The following is an 18,714-nucleotide window of genomic DNA, read 5'->3' on the forward strand; positions in this document are numbered from 1 at the left end:
CCTGCGTCATCCGACGACGATCCTGCCCATCGCGCCGCGGTCGCCGTCGAACATCCGATGATCGAGGAACGTGTAGGTGCCGGGTTCGACGAACTGGACTTCGACGAACCCGCCCTGCGCGACCGCGAGATCGAGGACCTGCGAGCCCCCGCTGTCCGGGTCGCCGGCACGCAACAGGTAGGCGCCCTCCTTGTACACGGTGTCGAATTGGGTCCCGACGATGTGGAAGCCGACCGACTCGTTGGGACCGGCATCGAGGACCCAGATACGCAGGCGGTCGCCGACCTCGGCGTGCAGTGGACGATGCACGTACTGGTCGGCGAACGCGTTGAACATCACCAGATCCGGAGTGCCTGCGGCAACCTTCACAGCATCGACCTCCCCGTCGCCGAGATAGGCGTCCGACTGCACCATGAGGTATTCCGCGTCGACCGCTGCAAGGCTCGGCGGGTCGATGACGACGGCGCCGAACATCCCGGCAGCGATGTGAACAGCCATCGGCGCAGTCGCGCAGTGGTACAGCCAGATTCCACTGTGCTCGGCACGGAAGCGATAGATCAGCTCCTCACCCGGGTTGATCGTGCGCATCGGTCCGTCGGGTCCGACCATGCCGGCATGGAAATCGATGGAGTGCCCCATACTGCCGTGGTTGACCATCGTGATCTCGAAGATGTCGCCGACCCTCCCCCGCAGGGTCGGGCCCATCGCTTGTCCGTTGTACGTCCACATCGCCTGCGGTACACCCACGGCGTATTCACCAGGAACTTCGGTGATCTCGAAGGTGTACCGATGTGTCGTCCCGTCGGGTGCGGGCGCGAGCAACGGGTCGCGGGCCACGAAATCCGCGTCGGGTTCGGCGGCGAGGTCCACCGTCGGCGCTCCGGCTGCCGCGCCGTGGTGGTGGACCGTGACGTCGTCCCCGCCTTCAGCGACGATACGGAACGCCATGCCCTGCTGCCGATGCCCGACGATCGAGCACCACCCGTCGATATCGGCGCCGACCACTCCGACATCGAGGGTCGACGACTCGCCGGGCGCCAGCCTGCCGGTGTCGTGTCCGGTCGCGAGAACCAGATCGTGCACCTGATCGTCGGAGTTCACGACGGTGAGGACGAGACGATCACCTGCCGGAACGGTGACGGATTCGGGTGTGAAGCGCATCCCGACGGCTTCGATGTGGATTTCGGTGGTGTTCCCGGTCGGGGTGACACCGGCCGATGCGTCCTGACCACCGATACCCCCACCGATACCCGACATGACGGCGGCCACGAGCGCGAGGCACGCCAACGCGGAGGTCGCCTGAAGCCCACGCTGATGGATGGCCGGGACGTAGTCGGGTACGGTCCGCCCCGACATCACCGCCCGACGACCCGCCACCGACGCCTTGGCACTGGTGATCATGACCGGCAGGAACATCACGAATGCGAGCATGACCAGCGCGGTGACCCCGACCCGCATCCAACTCTCGAGTGGCAGCAGGAACAGCAACAGACCGATGTTGATGACGACGATTCGCCAGACCCACCACCGATTCATCTTGTCGACGCCGCGACCGACGACGGCGGGTCCCCCGCCCATCAGCGTGGGCAGCAGATGGCTCATGACGCCGAACAGCAGTTGCGCCGCGAATCCGGCGAGGAAGGGAACGGTCATCAGCGTTGCCCGGTCGGGAACCATCGGACCGGTCGCGAGCACAATCGCCAGGACCGCAAGCGACCCGAGCAGCCACAACATCGCCGCGGTCACGGACGCGGCAGCATATCCATCAGGCGGATGCGAGAGGGCGCCACGCAACAGCGGTCCGGCCACCACGATCCACCCGGCAAGATAGGCCGCGCATCCGGCCGCGGCGAGAAGCGGGTACCCGGTCAAGGCACCCACCATCAGTGCGGCGATACCGACGAGCAGGATCGCCAGAGCCGCGGGACGTCGCTCCACACCGGCCTTGTCCATCCCGATCAGATTCGGGTACATCACGGTGAGCACACCCGCGGCGGCCAGACCCAGGAACCCGAGCAGATTCATGGCCTGGTGGGCCAGAAGGAATCCGGCTTCTGCCTGCTCGGTTGCCCCGTACGCCAACACCGCGCCGAATCCGGCGCCGAACGGCAACATCGCCGACGAGGCGACAAGAAACCACACGCTCTGCGCGTGCTCCGCCGGGCTGTCACCCGCCTCGACTCTCGCGCGCTGCGCTCGCCGGATCAATAACAGCAGCGAGATCGCATGCCACGCCACCATCGCTCCGATGAGCACCGCTCCGATGAGGGTGACGGGGAACCACCCGCCGACGACACCGATGATCGTGACGACGATGCCTGCATTGAGGAGGTAGATCTTGACGAGCTGAGGCCCCCGCTCCGATTCGGGGAGGCGATATCCCAGGAAGCGTTCGGCAAGAGTCTGCGACCACACCACGATCGAGTTGGTGACTGCGCCCAGGGTGAACAGATGCACGAGCAGCCATCGCGACTCAGGAAGGAACGGATGCGTGAGCCCGGCGAGGATGAGTACCACGAGCCACACTCGCACGGGCATACCCGCGCGCTGATGCCAACTCTTGGGTCGCTCGACCGGTTGTGTGGTGGTCACGGCTCGATGGTAGGACTGCCCCGACCGCGAATACTACTTAGTGTCGTAGAACCCGCTCGGCAGGTGACCGAATTCCTCGAAGGCGCCCGACCAATTCCTCTATGCACCGGGTTTCGCACATCAGAAGAGCGTGGGAGGACCGACCGGTTCAGATTTCGGGGAGGCCGGGGTCTCAGCGCCTCGATGCGCCGGTTGCCGACCGGCGAGCCCGTACCGCTCGACGAGTGGATCCACTCGGGCATCGAGCCAGCGGGTGTACTCCGGGGAGACGTAGGCCCCTCGACCGTAGAGCCGCCGATACCTCGGTAGCAGGGCGGGATGTTCCGCACTCATCCAGGACAGAAACCATCCGCGGGTGGATCCGCGTAGATGCATCGGGATCACGGTGACTCCGGACGCACCCGCGGCTGCGAGATCAGCGAAGAGACCCTCGAGGTGCTGCTTCGAATCCGTGAGAAACGGGATGACGGGAGCGACCATCACATGACAGGACATCCCGGCATCGGCGATCGCGCGAATCAGGTCGAGCCTGGCCTTCGGGGACGGCGTGCCAGGCTCGATCTGCTGTTGCAGTTCGTGGTCGCCGATCGCCAGCGAGACGGACACACGGACGTCGACCTGACGCGACGCGAGCGCGATCAACGGCAGGTCGCGCCGGAGGAGCGTACCTTTCGTCAGAATCGAGAACGGCGTGCCGGATTCCGCGAGGGCCCCGATGACGCCCGGCATCAACCGATATCGACCTTCGGCACGCTGATACGGATCGGTGTTGGTGCCGAGCGCCACGTGCTCACGCTTCCAGGATTTGCGCGCAAGCTCGCGGCGAAGGACAGCTGCGACGTTGGTCTTGACCACGAGCTGGGTGTCGAAGTCGTGGCCGGCGTCGAGGTCGAGGTACTCGTGGGTCGGTCGCGCGAAGCAATAGCGACACGCGTGGCTGCACCCACGGAACGTGTTGACCGTGTAGTCGAACGGTAGACGTGATGCCTCGGGTGTCTTGTTCAGCGCACTTTTGCACAACACCTCGTGAAAGGTGATGCCGTCGAATTCGGGTGTCTGCACGCGCCGTACGAGACCGGAGCGCTCGAGCCCGGGCAGCGCACCGTCGTCCGCGTCCACCGCCTGCGTCGTCCACCGCATACCCACAGTCGAACACTCGTACGAGCAGCTGTCAACCGTACGGTCGAATCGGTGTTCGACCATCGCCACCGCTTACCCGACGACGCAGGCCCGGTCGCACCTCGGGTCGCCTCGAGCTAAAGTGCTCCTCACGTTGATATCGAGGGGGGTTCGATGAGCGGTTTGATTCCCAGTGCCGGAATCCGGGTGGTTCCCGATGGGGTCCGGCTGTATGGAAGCACCAATCTTCATGCAGCAGAGCAGGTTGCGCAGGCCGGGTCGATGGACCTGGGGGCGAATGTAGCGTCACTGAGTCCGGCCATGGGATTGATCGGCGCAGATTTCCTCGCGGCCTTCGTGGCCGCGCAGAGCGAACACACACGCGCGGTGGGACAGCTGACGCTCGCCTACGCGTCCAATGGCATTGCCGCACATGAGGCTGCGGCCGCGTACGACGGCACCGACGCCGCCACCGCCATTGCGCTCGCACGCTCCAACGGGAGCCTGGCGTGAACACCGTCGCGCCCATCCAGGCGCCCGAGGCCTCCCCCACCGTGCTCGATGCCTTGCGCGCATCGCCGGTGGCACCCGTACTCGACATGCCGCTTCCGCCGGCACCGGCGCTTCCCGGCTTCGTGCCGCCGGCTGCACCCGGACCGGAAGCGATTGCAGAACTGCTGCAGTCGATTCCGGTCCCCACACTGCCCGAGATCGACGAATTGCTCCGACCTGTCGTCGAACTGGGAAGTATGTTCGGCACCGGCATCTGCGACGCACTCGATCCCTCGACCATTCTCCAGCAGGGCTCACATCTGCTCGACGGTGCGGCATCCCTCGGCCGATCGGCCCTTGCTGCCCTGCCCGAATCGTGGGAGGGCACTGCCGCCGATATGGCGGCCGATCACTCGACCAGAGCGCAGTTCGCGTCCTACGAATTGAGTGAGCGCGGCAACCTCATCGGTCAGGTCACGCGCGCGGCAACCGCCACCGTGGAACGCGGGAACATCGAGTTGACCGGCATTGCACACTCTTTCATTGCATCCGCTGTAGCGACCGCACCGGTGGCGATGACTCCGCCCGGACAGGCGGCGCTGATCGCGTCGGCCGTCGAGCACGTCAGTTCTGCACTTGCGGTCGTCGCACGCACCCGCGGAGAACTCACCGGACACACCGTAGCGATGAATGCATTGACTCCCCCGATCCCGGTACCGGCACCGGCCTCGACGTCGATGCCACTCGATCCCAGTGGCCTCGCAAGCACGGTCTCGGGCGCGGTGCCGAAGATCGACGAAGTCTTCTCCGGCACTGTCGGCGGGCCCGCCTCGACCCTTCCCACCTCCACCATCCCCACCGGCGCAGCCGCCACGATGGCGACCTCGGTCACGTCGGGTGTCGGTGCCGCAGGACTCGGCGCGGGAAGTATCGGGACGGGATACGGCAGTGCGGTCGGCAGCTACGGTGCCGCGAATGCCGGTGCAACAGCGATGCCGTCGGCCGGGGCACCTTTCTCCATGGCACCGACATCCAGCGGCGCGAGTACAGCCGGTACCGCAGCCGTCGGCGCGACCGCCCGCGGCGCTTCCCTCGGTGGCGCACCGATGGCTGCAACGAACCGCAGCGAGGACACCGAGCACCGCGGCACTCGGGGCATTCTCATCGCCTCCGGGACCAGCAGCGAAGTGGTCGGCGAGCTACCGTTCGTGACCCCCGCGGTGATCGGGGCCGTCGACGACGAGTGGTGATCGGCCCAGCGGGCAGCACACCCGCAGGGATGTCCGCTCAGGGTGACCCTTCCGGATCCCGAGAAGATCCGGAAGGGCTACTCGACGAGCGACGCCACTTCATGATCGGTCAGTGTCGTCTGCGGGACTCGTCCCGCGGCACGAGCCAGTTCGACCGCGCGATACAACGGGCGTTCACCCAACCCGGCACCGCGCGCTTCCGCGCGCAGTTGCTCGACGAGAACCGACGAGATCGCGGCCGCGGACGCGAGCTCACTGGATGCGACGGCGTCCGCCAACTTCCGTAGAGCCAGAATATCCAGCTCACGGCCGCCCTCGCCGCTGTACAACGCGATCGGAACCATGATCAGGCCATGGCTGCCATCGTTGACCCGCACGATGACCTGCGACACCCGGGCCGCACGCACGAGGAGTTCGATCCCCGCGAGGTGCTCGAGTTCGACCCTGTGTGATCGGAACAATCCACTCGCCGTGATCACCGTTCCGTCGAGCCGGATATTCCGCTTCGTCGCGGCGAGCGCACCGAGCGCGGGCGTGAGGCCTACGACGGCGGCAACCAGGGCCGCGACCCACCACGGTGCGACAAGCCATACGATCGCGCCCACGATCAGTCCCCCGAGGATGGCCAGCATCGCGAGTCTGCGGGCGCGCGGCGCCAGCAGTTGCGCCGGAATCAGATCGAGGGCCACCGGCTCCGGTCTCGGCGCTTGCCGACCGTCAGGCGCGGTCAACTGCCTCACCCACGCGTGCGACGACCTCGGCGAGCGGCACGGTCTCCTGTTCACCGTTGCGGAGATCCTTGACGACGATCTCCCCGGCCTCGAGTTCCCGGTCGCCGAGGACCAGGGCGACGACAGCGCCGGACTTGTCGGCCGCCTTCATCGCGCCTTTGAGGCCGCGGCCACCGTAGGCGAGGTCGACGCGGATTCCTGCGGTCCGCAGGTGGTGCGCCACCGGTACGAGCGCGGCCTTCGCCGCATCGCCCATCGGAATGCCGTACACCTCGCATCTCGCAGGGGTAGCCGCTGTCTTGCCTTCCGCTGCGAGCGCGAGGATGGTGCGATCGACGCCGAGCCCGAATCCGATGCCGGACAGCGGCTGTCCGCCGAGCTGTTCCATGAGTCCGTCGTACCGGCCACCACCGCCGATGCCGGATTGAGCGCCGAGTCCGTCGTGCACGAATTCGAACGTGGTCTTGGTGTAGTAGTCGAGTCCACGCACCATGCGGGGGTTGACCACGTAGGGCACCCCGAGCGCATCGAGGTGTGCCCGCACTTCGTCGAAGTGCGCCTGCGCGGTGTCGGAAAGATTGTCGAGCATCAGCGGTGCGTCGGAGGTCATCTCCCGAACCTCGGGACGCTTGTCGTCGAGCACGCGCAGCGGATTGATCTCCGCACGGCGACGCGTCTCCTCGTCGAGGGGAAGACCGAACAAGAACTCCTGCAACCGTTCCCGGTACTGCGGCCGGCAGGTATCGTCCCCCAGAGAGGTGAGCTCGAGGCGGAAACCCTCGAGACCCACGGCGCGGAAGCCCGCATCGGCGATGGCGATGACCTCGGCGTCGAGAGCCGGATCGTCGATACCGATCGCCTCGACTCCGACCTGCTGCAACTGCCGATAGCGCCCCGCCTGGGGTCGTTCGTAGCGAAAGAACGGTCCCGAGTACGACAACTTGACGGGCAGCTGCCCGCGGTCGAGGCCGTGCTCTATCACCGCGCGCATGACGCCGGCGGTGCCCTCGGGTCGCAATGTCACCGATCGATCACCGCGATCGGCGAAGGTGTACATCTCCTTGGTGACGACATCGGTCGACTCGCCCACACCACGCGCGAACAGTCCGGTGTCCTCGAAGATCGGCAGCTCGATGTGCCCGTATCCCGCCAGGCGCGCGGCTCGGGTCAAACCGTCGCGTACCGCCACGAACTCGGCGGACTGAGGGGGAACGTAATCGGGCACGCCCTTGGGAGCCGAAAACGTGGAGGCCTTGCTCACTGTCGCTGCTTTCTCTCGTCGGAAGTGTCGATACGCCGGATCGGGTCAGCGGGATCCGGCGAGACCGACCAGGAAGGGATTCGAGGCCCGCTCCTGCCCGATCGTGCTGGAACCGCCGTGCCCGGGCAGTATCGCTGTGGTGTCGTCGAGGACAAGCAACTTCGCGGCGATCGACGCGAGCAGTTGCTCGTGGTTGCCCCCGGGAAGGTCGGACCGACCGATCGATCCCTGGAACAGCGTGTCGCCTGTCAGTGCGACCTCGAACTCGACACCGTCCGGGTTGCTGGTGCGGGTGCGCAGCACGACAGAGCCCTGGGTGTGGCCGGGTGTGTGATCGACGACGAACTTGATGCCCGCGTGCTCGACCTCGTCGCCGTCGGCGAGCTCGATCACCTCGTGCGGCTCGGTGAATGTGGTTCCTTCGAGCATCGGAGCGAGGCTCGATCCCAATCCGACACCGGGATCGCTGAGCATGTGACGATCGTCCGGGTGGATGTAGGTGGGAATCGAGAACCGATCGGCAACGGCCTGAGCGGACCAGACGTGGTCGAGGTGACCGTGCGTGAGCAACACGGCCCGTGGGGTCATGTCGGAGCCGGTGAGGAACTCGATCAGAGGCTCCGCGGCGTCCTGGCCTGGGTCGACGACGACGCACTCTTTCGCGTTGTCCTGCGCAAGGATGTAGCAGTTCGTCTGGAACATCCCCGCGGGGAATCCGGTTACGAGCACGAGCATCGCTCCTACGGTGTGGGCATTCGTGGTCTCGTACAGCCTAAGCGCTGTGCCCAGACGCCCCGTTCTCAGGTTGGGGTGGCAAACTCGACTCGGCCTGAATGCGGGCACCAGCACATCGATCGGTTCACGGGAGGACAACTGCAGTGCCGAGCAATGCACAGCGGCGCCAGGCCGCGAAACGCAAACTCGAGCGTCAGCTCGAGCGCCGAGCGGAACGCGAGCGCAAACGACGTCGCCTGACTATCGGATTGTCGGCGCTCGGGGTCGTCGTGGTGGTCGGCGCGGCCGCCGTCCTGTGGTCCATGAACGGGGACTCCGAGAACACGGACACCGACGCCACCGACACCACCGCAACCGACACGTCGGAATCCGAATACCCGGCGCTGCCCGACGGCCGCGCCGAACCTCTCGCCGAGTCGGTGAGCTGCGCGTATCCGGCCGACGGCCGTGAACCATCGAAGCCCGCGGAGCCACCGCGCACCGAGGGGATCCTCACCTCGGGCGAGTCCAACACCGACATCAGCGTCAGTGTCGAGACGTCGCAGGGCAACATCGGGCTGGTCCTGCACAACGACGATTCTCCGTGCACGGTCAACAGCTTCCTGTCCCTCGCAGCACAGGACTATTTCGACGCGACCACCTGCCACCGGCTGACGACGGCCCCCAGTCTGCAGGTGCTGCAGTGCGGTGACCCGACGGGGTCCGGGTCCGGGGGCCCCGGGTACCAGTTCGCGAACGAGTTCCCCACCGATCAGTTCGCACCCGACGACCCCGCATCGCAAGAGCCGATGACCTACAAGCGCGGTACCCTCGCGATGGCGAATGCCGGACCGGGGACGAACGGCAGCCAGTTCTTCCTGGTGTACGGCGATTCTGTCCTTCCGCCGCAGTACACCGTCTTCGGTGAGATCGACGAGACCGGGCTCCAGACCCTCGACAAGATCGCGGCGGACGGAGTTGCGGGTGGCGGCCAGGACGGCGCCCCGGCCCTCGAAACAACTCTCACGAGTGTGAGGATGGACTGATGATCCGATTGCGCACAACCGTTGCCGCCGGCGCAGGGCTGGCCCTGCTGTTGGCCGGCTGCGCCGACGACTCCGCGAGCGACACGACGACAACCTCATCCATCAGCTCCGAAGCCGAGCAGCCACCTGCGTCGGGCGTGCTGCCGGAGCGTCCCACGGACGGCGACCCGGTCTCGTGCACCTACACACCGGACGGACAAGCCGCAAAGGAGGTGACCCCGCCGTCCGACTCGGACGTGTCGGCGGCCGGCATCGCCGAGGTGTCGATGACGACGAGCGCCGGTCCCATCGGGCTGCTGCTGGACCGGGCGTCCGCACCGTGCACGGTGAACAGTTTCGTCTCCCTTGCCGAGCAGGGATATTTCGACGACACCCCCTGCCACCGGCTCGTGACGTCGCCGGGGCTGCAGGTGCTGCAGTGCGGTGATCCGACGGGCACCGGAACCGGAGGCCCAGGCTACGGCTTCGACACCGAGTACCCGGAGAACGTCTACGCACAGGGTGCCCCGCAGCTGCGCCAGCCGGTGGTCTACCCGCGGGGCACGATCGCCATGGCCAACACCGGACAGCCTGGCAGCAACGGCAGCCAGTTCTTCCTCGTGTACGAGGATTCGCAGCTGCCTCCGACGTACACGGTGTTCGGCACGGTCGACGAAGCCGGCCTCGCAGTCATCGAGGAGGTCGCCGCTGCAGGCGACGATGGTTCGATGTCCGCCGGCGGCGGAGCCCCGAACCTTCCTGTCCAGATCGAATCGGTGACCGTCTCGTCGTAGACGACAGCTACCGAATACACGGGGTGCTCCTCGCCATCACGGTGGGAGCACCCCGTTTCTGTGTCTTCTGTGTCGACCGACGAGTCTGTGTCGACCACCGAAGCACCGGCGTGCAGTGACGAAAGTGTGACAATACCGCTGACAAATCGTGATGTAATCCGCTACGCTTCCGACTCTGTGATACCTCCTACATCGACCGGCTCGTCCGGATTGCGCGGCGTCGCAGCCGTCGTGGGCGTGCTCCTCGGTGCAGCACTGACAGCCGGCTGCTCCAGCGGCGAGGCCGCAGCACCCCCACCCGCCACCGCCACGACCCAGGCCTCCAGCCACGCGCTGACCAGCGAGTCCGTTTCGAAGTACCCCCGCCTCCCCGATGTGCCTCCGTTGGATAGTGCCACCGTCTCCTGTTCGTACACACCTACGGAATCGGCGTCACGGACCGCGACCGCCCCGTCGACGTCCGCATCCACGACCGGCACCGTGGAAGTAACGCTCGACACATCGATCGGCCGCATCGGTCTCGTCCTCGACAGAGGCCATGCCCCGTGCACGGTCAACAGTTTCGTCGGCCTCGCACAGCAGGGCTTCTACAGCGGCACCTCGTGTCATCGACTCTCCGACGAAATCGGTGAGCAGTACTACCAGTGCGGCGATCCGACAGGGACAGGCACCGGCGGCCCCGGCTACACCTATCCCGACGAATACCCCGTGCCGCAGTTGACCGAACAGACCGCGACGGGAAGACCCGCAGACATCGTCGTGTACCCGCGCGGAACCGTAGCCGTAGCGGACAGCGGCAGAGCCGACACGAACGGGAGTCAGTTCTTCCTCATCACCGGCGACACCCTGCTGCGCCCCGACTACACCGCATTCGGTCGCATCACCGACGAGTCATTGGCACTTCTCGATGCCGCGGCCGCAGCAGGCCACGACGACAGCTCGGTGCTGGGCGGGGGTGTGCCGAACACTCCTGTGACGATCACCTCGACGAGGTGACGCTCGCCGGCCGACGCTAGGACGCCGAGGTCACGCGGTAGACGTCGTACACACCCTCCACGTTGCGGACCACGTTCAGAACGTGCCCGAGATGCTTCGGATCGCCCATCTCGAAGGTGAAGCGGCTCACCGCGACACGGTCGCCGGTCGTGGTGACGGATGCGGACAGGATGTTGACCTTCTCGTCGGCCAACGCCTTCGTCACGTCCGAGAGCAACCGATGCCGATCGAGCGCCTCGATCTGGATCGCGACGAGGAACACCGATGACGGCGACGGTGCCCACTCGACCTCGATGATCCGTTCCGACTGCTCGCGCAGAGAATTCGCATTCGTGCAGTCGGTGCGGTGCACACTCACCGATCCGGTTCGCGTCACGAATCCCATGATCTCGTCACCCGGCACCGGGGTGCAGCACTTCGCCAGCTTCGACACGGTGCCCGGCGCACCCGGAACGAGGATGCCCGAGTCGCCGCTCTGCCGCGACCGGGTGGGAATCGTCGACGGTGTGGACCGCTCGGCAAGTTCTTCCTCGACCCCGCCGACACCACCGAGCAACGCGACGAGCCGCTGCACGGCGTGATGCGCCGACACATGGTGCTCACCGACTGCGGTGTAGAGCGCCGACACATCGGCGTAGTGCAGCTCCTTGGCCACGGCAACCATGAGGTCGGCGTTCATCAACCGCTGCAACGGCAGCCCGACGCGGCGGACTTCCTTCGCGATCGCATCCTTGCCCGCCTCGAGCGCCTCCTCACGGCGTTCCTTGGCGAACCACTGCCGGATCTTCGCCTTCGCGCGGGGCGAAACGACGAAGGCCTGCCAGTCACGGGTCGGTCCGGCATTCGGGTCCTTCGAGGTGAACACCTCGACGACCTCGCCGTTCTCCAGTTTGCGTTCGAGAGCGACGAGCCGACCGTTGACCCGGGCACCGATACATCGATGCCCGACCTCGGTGTGCACCGCGTAGGCGAAGTCCACGGGCGTCGAACCGGACGGCAGCGTGATCACCTCCCCCTTGGGGGTGAACACGAAGATCTCCTTGACCGCGAGGTCGTAACGCAGTGATTCGAGGAATTCGCCCGGGTCGGCGGCTTCACGCTGCCAGTCGAGGAGTTGACGCATCCACGCCATGTCGTCGACCTCGGCGACATCGCCCGAGTTCCGGCCCTTCGTCTCCTTGTACCGCCAGTGCGCGGCGATGCCGAACTCGGCGGTCCGGTGCATATCGCGGGTCCGGATCTGTACCTCGAGCGGCTTGCCTTCGGGACCGATCACCGTGGTGTGCAGCGACTGGTACACCCCGTACCGCGGCTGCGCGATGTAGTCCTTGAACCGTCCCGCCATCGGTTGCCACAGCGAATGCACGACACCGACAGCGGCGTAACAATCGCGCACCTCGTTGCACAGGATCCGCATGCCCACCAGGTCGTGGATGTCGTCGAAGTCGCGGCCCTTGACGATCATCTTCTGGTAGATCGACCAGTAGTGCTTGGGTCGCCCCTCCACGGTCGCGTCGATCCGGGACCCGGCAAGCGACGACCCGATCTCGTCGCGGACCTTGGCCAGGTAGGTGTCGCGGGACGGAGCGCGGTTCGCGACCAGTCGCACGATCTCCTCGTACTTCTTCGGATGAAGAATGGCGAACGAGAGGTCCTCGAGTTCCCACTTGACGGTCGCCATCCCGAGCCGGTGCGCGAGCGGCGCGATGACCTCGAGGGTTTCGCGAGCCTTCCGCGCCTGCTTCTCGGGCGGTAGGAACCGCATCGTGCGCATGTTGTGCAGCCGGTCCGCAACCTTGATCACCAGCACCCGCGGGTCGCGGGCCATCGCAATGATCATCTTGCGGATGGTCTCGGCCTCCGCGGCGTTGCCGAGCACGACCTTGTCGAGCTTGGTGACACCGTCGACGAGGTGCGCAACCTCCTCACCGAACTCCGAGGTGAGCTGCTCGAGGGTGTATCCGGTGTCTTCGACCGTGTCGTGCAGCAGTGCGGCGATCAACGTCGTCGTGTCCATACCGAGCTCTGCGAGGATCGTCGCGACCGCCAGCGGATGGGTGATGTACGGATCGCCGGACTTGCGCCTCTGACTCGCGTGCCGTTCCTCCGCGACATCGTAGGCGCGCTGCAACTGCGACAGGTCGGCCTTCGGATACAGCTCCCGGTGAATCGTCACCAGCGGTTCGAGCACCGGCTTGACGGAGGCGCCGCGCTGACCGGTGATCCTGCGCGCGAGCCGGGCCCGCACACGCCGCGACGCCGAACTCGACGCAGCTGTCGGGGCCGGTGCCGCACCAGCGCTCTGGGACTTGTCAAGATTCTGGGTCATCCCCGCTCCTCCCATCGCTCGCTCCGGCACACCGGCTTTCCGCCAACTGTAATCCTCAGAGACGCACGAGCGACGTCAGTGGGTAGCTTTCCAGGCGTGCGCGCCCGCCGAACGCTTCGAGCTCTGTCACCACCGTGACCCCGACGATCTCCGCCCCGACCCGCTCGAGTAGTTCGAGGGTGGCGCCGAGTGTCCCGCCGGTGGCGAGCACATCGTCGACCACGAGCACCCTGCGCCCACGCAGCGTGGGCGACGCGTCGGGTATCTCGATGGCGGCCGTGCCGTATTCGAGCGTGTACTCGCATTTCTGCACCGGCGGCGGAAGCTTGCCCGCTTTGCGCACCGCAAGCACCCCCACACCGAGCTCGCGCGCCATTCCTCCGCCGAGCAGGAATCCGCGGGCGTCGATCCCGGCGACAAGCTCTGCATCCGGAGCAGCCGAGGCCAGCGCCGCGACGATTGCCGAGTACGCCGGGCCATGGGCGAACACCGGCGTGAGATCGGCGAAGCGAACACCTGGGCTCGGGAAATCGTCGACCCAGCGGGTGTGGGCAGTCACCGCGGCAGCGGCCTCTCGAAGCAGATCAGGATCGGCAGTGCGTAGAACGTTCACCCGGTAAGTATCCACCGATCCATGTTCCAACCCGCACCTGCGGTCGTCGGATTGCTGACAGCTGCGTTCATGTCCGGGGCAAACCCGATGGTGCGCGGCTGCAGGAACAGCGGCAATGTGGGCATCTCGTCCCACAGAATCCGCTCGCCCTCCTCCACCAGACCCAGTACCGAAGCGTTGTCGCCGGCCACGAGGAGACCGTCGAGGATCTCGTCGATACGCCCGTTCGCGTAAGCGCCGATATTGCTTCCCGCACGGGAATTCAGTGCGCCGCGAGCATCTTCCATATCAGCGCGGCCGCCGGCTCCCGCCGCTCCGGCCGTCCCGCTGAGGACGGCGTCGATTTCGCCTGCACCCAGCTGTGACGGGACGAACGTCTCGGATCCCGCGTCGACGACGTCGATGCCCGCGTCACGGCACGACTCGGCGATCAGCTCGACGGTGCGCCCGCGGCGGATGTCCGGTGTCGTATACCCGATCCGCACCTGGATCCGCTCCTGCCCCGACGTTTCACGTTCGGCGCGCGCGGCATCGAGATCCACCGCGCCGAACCGCTCGGACGGGCCGATCACGAGCGGATAGAGCGGCGAATCCACCGGAAGCAACCGCGACCCCACCTGACCCGATTGCGCGCCGTCGGTCGCCGCGCCGAGCTCGTCGAACAATTGCTGCCGCGGAACGCACGACGCCAATGCGCGACGAGCCGCCGGGTTCTCGAAGACGCCGTTCGTCGCCAGGACCAGTTGTTCGAGGTTACGCGAGACCACGGTGGTCGTCTCGACCGTCTCCCCCAGCGCCGAGGTGTGTCCGAGCGCCCCGTCGGCAGTGTCGACGACCTGGACCTGTCCCTCTTCGGCCGCAGTCTGCGCTGCGGTTCCTCGCGGCCACACGACGATCCGGTCGGTGCCCGGCGGGTTGCCCCACCACCTCTCGTTCGCGACGAGGACGAGACCCTCCTCGACCGTGTAGGACTCGATCCGGTACGGCCCCGACGACGGCAGCAGACTCGGGTCCAGAGCACCCGGCGTCAATGTCCATCCGGTATTCCAGAACTGGGCGATCGGCCGGACCGATTCGACGTCACCTCCGCTCAGGACACCGACGAGGTCGGAGACCCCTGACGCCCGCGCTGCGACGTGCGAAGGCATCAGCTCGGTTGCACCGAACAGAGCCCTCCAGTCGGTGTCGCCACGACCGGAACGGAACACCACGGTGGCGTCCTTGGAACCCGGGGCGCAGTCGATGCGCTCGATGTCGGAGTATCCACCGTGCAACGCCGCATCGAAGAGGTCGGTCTCGGCACCCGACTCGTCGGGCGCGGTGAAGCGGCCGCTCGCGGCGGCCCACGTGAGCACGAGATCGTCGCACGACATCGGTACACCGTCGGAGTAGACGCTGCCCGGAGACAGCCGGTACTGGACGGTGAGTTGCTCGCCGGGCACTTCCGTGGCGATACCGATATCGGTATCGGCGACGACACGGCCGGCGGGGCCCACGTACCCGAATCCCGGCAGCACTCTGGCCAGCGACTGCCGGGCTCCGGAGGCCGCGCCGTCCACAGTATTCGCGTTGTACGAGGTCACCGTGTTGTCGATCATGTATCCGATCGACGGCAGCGGCTCATCTTCCGTGCCGCACGCCACGGTGGTCACAGCAGCCGCGGCAAGTGCCGCGCCGACCGCGACCACCCTCCGGGAGAGTCGGCTGCGTCGGGTGTGGGGTCGCTCGTTGCGTTCACTCGCAGCCATATCAGGACCTTCTCTTGGCACGCTTTCCGGTCGGGCGGGCACCTGGTTGCGGAGTCCGCTGTGGTGCGACCGCGGGCCGCTGTGCGGCGAAGCTCACGGTCGACGCTGCCGAAGCGTCGGCACCCGCCGGTGCGAGGTCACCGGCCCGGCTCTCCGCACGTGCCGCCGCCTCTTCCCGCTTCGCGAGCACCTTTCGGGTGTGCTTCGCGACCGGACCGCGCCATTCCTTGAGCGTAACGAGAAGCGGACTCGCGAAGAACACCGACGAATACGCGCCGACCACGATGCCCACCAACTGCACCAGGGCGAGATCCTTGAGGGTTCCGACACCGAGCATCCACACGGCGATCACCATGAGCGCGATCACCGGAAGCACCGAGATGACAGTGGTGTTGATCGACCTCATCAAGGTCTGGTTGACCGCGAGGTTGGCCTGCTCCGCGTAGGTACGCCGATGCAGGTGCAAGATTCCGCGGGTGTTCTCCTCGACCTTGTCGAACACCACCACTGTGTCGTACAGCGAGAACCCGAGGATCGTGAGCAGACCGATGACAGTCGCGGGTGTCACCTCGAACCCGACCAAGGAGTAGATGCCTGCGGTGACACCGATATCGAAGAACATCGCGGCGATCGCGGCGATCGCCATGTCGCGCTCGTACCGCACCCCGATGTAGACGCTGACGATAACCAGGAACACCAGCAGCGCGATCAGTGCCTTCTGGGTGATCTGCCCGCCCCAGGTCGAGCTGACGTCGGCCACGCTGATCGCGTTGCGCGAGGGCTCTCCATCGGCGCCCACCGGCTGGAATTCGTCGAACAGCGCTGTCTGTACCGCCTCGACCTGACCGATGTCGAGAGCCTCCGACCGGATCTGGAAGGTGGCCCCGGCACCCGCACCGACGGTCTGGACCGATTCCGGTTCGGATCCGATCGCGTCGCTGAACACCGTTTCGACCTCGGAGGCGGTCGCGCCGGCCACCGCCGGCATCTGGATCCGCGTGCCGCCCTCGAAATCGATACCCAATGTGAAGCCACGCACGAGCATGCTGAGCAGAGCGACCGCCACGATCACAGCGGTGATGATGTAGTAGCGCTTGCGACGTCCGATGATCTCGAAGGCGCCTGTACCGGTGTACAGGCCGGACAGCCGGCCCTTCCGCGGGGCGGTCGATGTCGTTGTGGTCGTGTCGGTCATCGTCACGCCTCCTTCGCCGCAGCCGCAGCGAGCTGACGCTCACGCGCCACCTCTTGAATCGCGCCGAGACCGTTCATGCTCGGCTTGGACCACGTCTTCGACCTGGACGCGAGATGGACGAGCGGCCACGTCACCAGGAACACCACGACGACGTCGAGGATCGTGGTCAGGCCCAGCGTGAACGCGAAGCCCCGGACCTGTCCGATCGCAAGGACGTACAACACCGCCGCGGAGATGAAGCTGACCGCGTTACCCGAGAGGATGGTGCGGCGGGCACGGGCCCAACCACGAGGCACAGCCGACCGGAAGCTACGACCCTCGCGGATCTCGTCCTTGATCCGTTCGAAGAACACGACGAACGAGTCGGCCGTCATGCCGATACCGATGATCAGACCTGCAATGCCCGCAAGGTCGAGGGTGTAACCGATGTATCTGCCGAGCAGCACCATGATGGCGTAGACGGCCAGACCGGCGAGCACCAGCGACAACGCGGTGAGCAGCCCCAGCATTCTGTAGTAGACGAGGCAGAAGATCAGCACCAGGACCAGACCGACCGCACCTGCGATCAGGCCTGCTTCGAGGGATGCGAAGCCCAAGGTGGCGGACACGGTCTGAGCCTCGGAGGCGACGAACGACAATGGGAGCGAGCCGTACTTGAGAGTGTTCGCGAGCTCGGTGGCCTGTGTATTGGTGAACTGACCTGTGATCGATGTAGCGCTACCGGCGGGTGTAGCGCCCTGGATGACCGGGGCGCTCACGACCTTGGAGTCGAGGACGAACGCGGCCTGCGAACCGATGTTCGCGGCGGTGTACTGCGCCCACGTGGTGCTGCCCTCGCTGTCGAAGGTCAAGCTCACCTCGTAGCGCGACTGCTGGCTGTTGAAACCGGAGGTCGCGTCTTCGATCTGCTGCCCATCGATGATGCTCGGTCCGAGCAGGTAGATCGAGGTGCCGTCGGTCGAGCACGACACCAGTGGGAGCGCCGGATCGTCGTTACCCGCCAACGGGTCGGTGGCCGCGCAGTCGAGCGCGAGCGCGGCCTCCTGCTGCACCATGGGGTCTTCGCTCTGCCGGGTCGCCTTCGCGGCAGCGATGTCGGCCGCGGCCTGTTCCTGCTGGGAGAGCGGCTCGGACTCTTCCGGCGCGGGGGCAGGCTCCTCCGTTACCGGGGCAGTCGCGTCCCCCGGCTCGGCCGGAACATCGGTTTCGACCGGAACGTCGGTGGGATCCTGCGCGGGGAACGGTCGCCCCTGGGGTTCCGGAGCGTCGTTCACAGGCTGTTCTGCCGTCTCCGGCTGGGCCGGTAACGCCGGGTCGGTGCCCTCCGGCGCTGCCTGGTCGGTGCCCTCCGGTGGCGCCTGCTCGGTCAGCTGGTCGGCTGTGAGAGAACTGTCGATCGGTCCACCGACCACCGGCCGGATGTACAGGCGTGCGGTCTGGCCGAGCGTCTTCGCCTGCGAGCTGTCGTCACCGGGAACCGTGATCACCAAGTTGTCGCCGTCGACGACCACTTCGGAACCCGACACGCCGAGACCGTTGACGCGGGTCTCGATGATCTGCTGAGCCTGGGAAAGACTCTCCTGGCTCGGGTTGCTCCCGTCGGGTGTGCGTGCCGTCAGGGTCACTCGCGTGCCACCCTGCAGATCGATGCCGAGTTTCGGGGTCGGCGACTTGTCCCCGGTGAAGAAGACCAGTGCATACAACGCGACGAGAATCACCCCGAACAGGGCGAGTGCGCGCGCGGGATGCACCGATCCATTGGAAGGTGCCACGGTCTGTCAATCTCCTCGATACGAGTGAGTGGGTCGGTGATACGGCCGTGCAGGACGTGGCGGATCGACACCGAGTACCACGG

The 18,714-nt window shown here is 66.3% G+C and carries 16 protein-coding genes; 5 read left to right on the top strand and 11 right to left on the bottom strand.

Features of this window, described 5'->3' with window-relative positions; all coding sequences use genetic code 11:
* Positions 1-6: 6 nt before the first annotated feature.
* Both ACZ46K_RS20210 and ACZ46K_RS20215 read right to left on the bottom strand, forming a co-directional pair.
* Complete coding sequence (locus ACZ46K_RS20210; protein ID WP_464744418.1) at positions 7-2,592, bottom strand: multicopper oxidase domain-containing protein; 2,586 nt, start codon at positions 2,590-2,592, stop codon at positions 7-9.
* Between the two features lie 120 nt (positions 2,593-2,712).
* A complete protein-coding gene (locus ACZ46K_RS20215; RefSeq protein ID WP_054805710.1) occupies positions 2,713-3,732 on the bottom strand; it encodes an Rv2578c family radical SAM protein in 1,020 nt (339 codons plus the stop codon).
* Between the two features lie 153 nt (positions 3,733-3,885).
* Here ACZ46K_RS20215 and ACZ46K_RS20220 point away from each other — a divergent pair, with 153 nt between their 5' ends.
* Together ACZ46K_RS20220 and ACZ46K_RS20225 are read left to right on the top strand one after the other, a co-directional pair.
* Positions 3,886-4,224, top strand: coding sequence for a type VII secretion target (locus ACZ46K_RS20220; protein ID WP_054805694.1), 339 nt, complete (start codon positions 3,886-3,888; stop codon positions 4,222-4,224).
* Positions 4,221-5,453 carry a hypothetical protein gene (locus ACZ46K_RS20225; RefSeq protein ID WP_464744420.1) on the top strand — a complete coding sequence of 411 codons (1,233 nt, stop codon included), beginning with the start codon at positions 4,221-4,223 and terminating at the stop codon, positions 5,451-5,453. Before ACZ46K_RS20220 ends, ACZ46K_RS20225 begins: the two co-directional genes overlap by 4 nt.
* Positions 5,454-5,530: 77 nt before the next feature.
* Here the strand turns inward: ACZ46K_RS20225 and ACZ46K_RS20230 are convergent, their stop codons facing one another.
* The 3 genes from ACZ46K_RS20230 to ACZ46K_RS20240 all read right to left on the bottom strand — a co-directional run bounded on the left by ACZ46K_RS20230 (position 5,531) and on the right by ACZ46K_RS20240 (position 8,174).
* Positions 5,531-6,085: a hypothetical protein gene (locus ACZ46K_RS20230; RefSeq protein ID WP_464749416.1), complete on the bottom strand. Its 555-nt coding sequence runs from the start codon at positions 6,083-6,085 to the stop codon at positions 5,531-5,533.
* Positions 6,086-6,170: 85 nt separating this feature from the next.
* Positions 6,171-7,445 (bottom strand): histidine--tRNA ligase, encoded by a 1,275-nt coding sequence (gene hisS, locus ACZ46K_RS20235; protein ID WP_464744422.1) that lies wholly within the window; start codon positions 7,443-7,445, stop codon positions 6,171-6,173.
* A 45-nt stretch (positions 7,446-7,490) separates the two neighbouring features.
* On the bottom strand, positions 7,491-8,174 hold the full coding sequence (locus tag ACZ46K_RS20240; protein WP_464749417.1) for an MBL fold metallo-hydrolase: 684 nt from the start codon (positions 8,172-8,174) through the stop codon (positions 7,491-7,493).
* A gap of 149 nt (positions 8,175-8,323) precedes the next feature.
* Here ACZ46K_RS20240 and ACZ46K_RS20245 point away from each other — a divergent pair, with 149 nt between their 5' ends.
* Positions 8,324-9,205, top strand: coding sequence for a peptidylprolyl isomerase (locus ACZ46K_RS20245; RefSeq protein WP_054807320.1), 882 nt, complete (start codon positions 8,324-8,326; stop codon positions 9,203-9,205).
* Positions 9,205-9,978, top strand: coding sequence for a peptidylprolyl isomerase (locus ACZ46K_RS20250; protein ID WP_054807321.1), 774 nt, complete (start codon positions 9,205-9,207; stop codon positions 9,976-9,978). Before ACZ46K_RS20245 ends, ACZ46K_RS20250 begins: the two co-directional genes overlap by 1 nt.
* A 161-nt stretch (positions 9,979-10,139) precedes the next feature.
* Here ACZ46K_RS20250 and ACZ46K_RS20255 read toward each other — a convergent pair whose 3' ends face one another.
* Positions 10,140-10,448 carry a hypothetical protein gene (locus tag ACZ46K_RS20255; RefSeq protein WP_464744423.1) on the bottom strand — a complete coding sequence of 103 codons (309 nt, stop codon included), beginning with the start codon at positions 10,446-10,448 and terminating at the stop codon, positions 10,140-10,142.
* 10 nt (positions 10,449-10,458) lie between these two features.
* Between ACZ46K_RS20255 and ACZ46K_RS20260 the strand changes: the two genes are divergently transcribed.
* Positions 10,459-10,974 carry a peptidylprolyl isomerase gene (locus ACZ46K_RS20260; RefSeq protein ID WP_464744425.1) on the top strand — a complete coding sequence of 172 codons (516 nt, stop codon included), beginning with the start codon at positions 10,459-10,461 and terminating at the stop codon, positions 10,972-10,974.
* A gap of 16 nt (positions 10,975-10,990) precedes the next feature.
* Here the strand turns inward: ACZ46K_RS20260 and ACZ46K_RS20265 are convergent, their stop codons facing one another.
* From ACZ46K_RS20265 to secD, 5 genes are read right to left on the bottom strand one after another with little or no spacing between them, the layout of a single operon-like run.
* On the bottom strand, positions 10,991-13,303 hold the full coding sequence (locus tag ACZ46K_RS20265; RefSeq protein ID WP_464744427.1) for a RelA/SpoT family protein: 2,313 nt from the start codon (positions 13,301-13,303) through the stop codon (positions 10,991-10,993).
* Between the two features lie 55 nt (positions 13,304-13,358).
* The gene (locus tag ACZ46K_RS20270) at positions 13,359-13,916 is read right to left on the bottom strand and encodes an adenine phosphoribosyltransferase (RefSeq protein ID WP_054810696.1); all 558 of its coding nucleotides are present in this window, start codon (positions 13,914-13,916) and stop codon (positions 13,359-13,361) included.
* Positions 13,913-15,664, bottom strand: a complete 1,752-nt coding sequence (locus ACZ46K_RS20275) for an ABC transporter substrate-binding protein (protein WP_464744429.1) — start codon at positions 15,662-15,664, stop codon at positions 13,913-13,915. Before ACZ46K_RS20275 ends, ACZ46K_RS20270 begins: the two co-directional genes overlap by 4 nt.
* A 1-nt stretch (position 15,665) precedes the next feature.
* On the bottom strand, positions 15,666-16,859 hold the full coding sequence (gene secF / locus ACZ46K_RS20280; protein ID WP_464744431.1) for a protein translocase subunit SecF: 1,194 nt from the start codon (positions 16,857-16,859) through the stop codon (positions 15,666-15,668).
* 2 nt (positions 16,860-16,861) lie between these two features.
* On the bottom strand, positions 16,862-18,631 hold the full coding sequence (gene secD, locus ACZ46K_RS20285) for a protein translocase subunit SecD (RefSeq protein WP_464744433.1): 1,770 nt from the start codon (positions 18,629-18,631) through the stop codon (positions 16,862-16,864).
* Positions 18,632-18,714: the final 83 nt, after the last annotated feature.

This window comes from Rhodococcus sp. JCM 9793, from assembly GCF_055380405.1.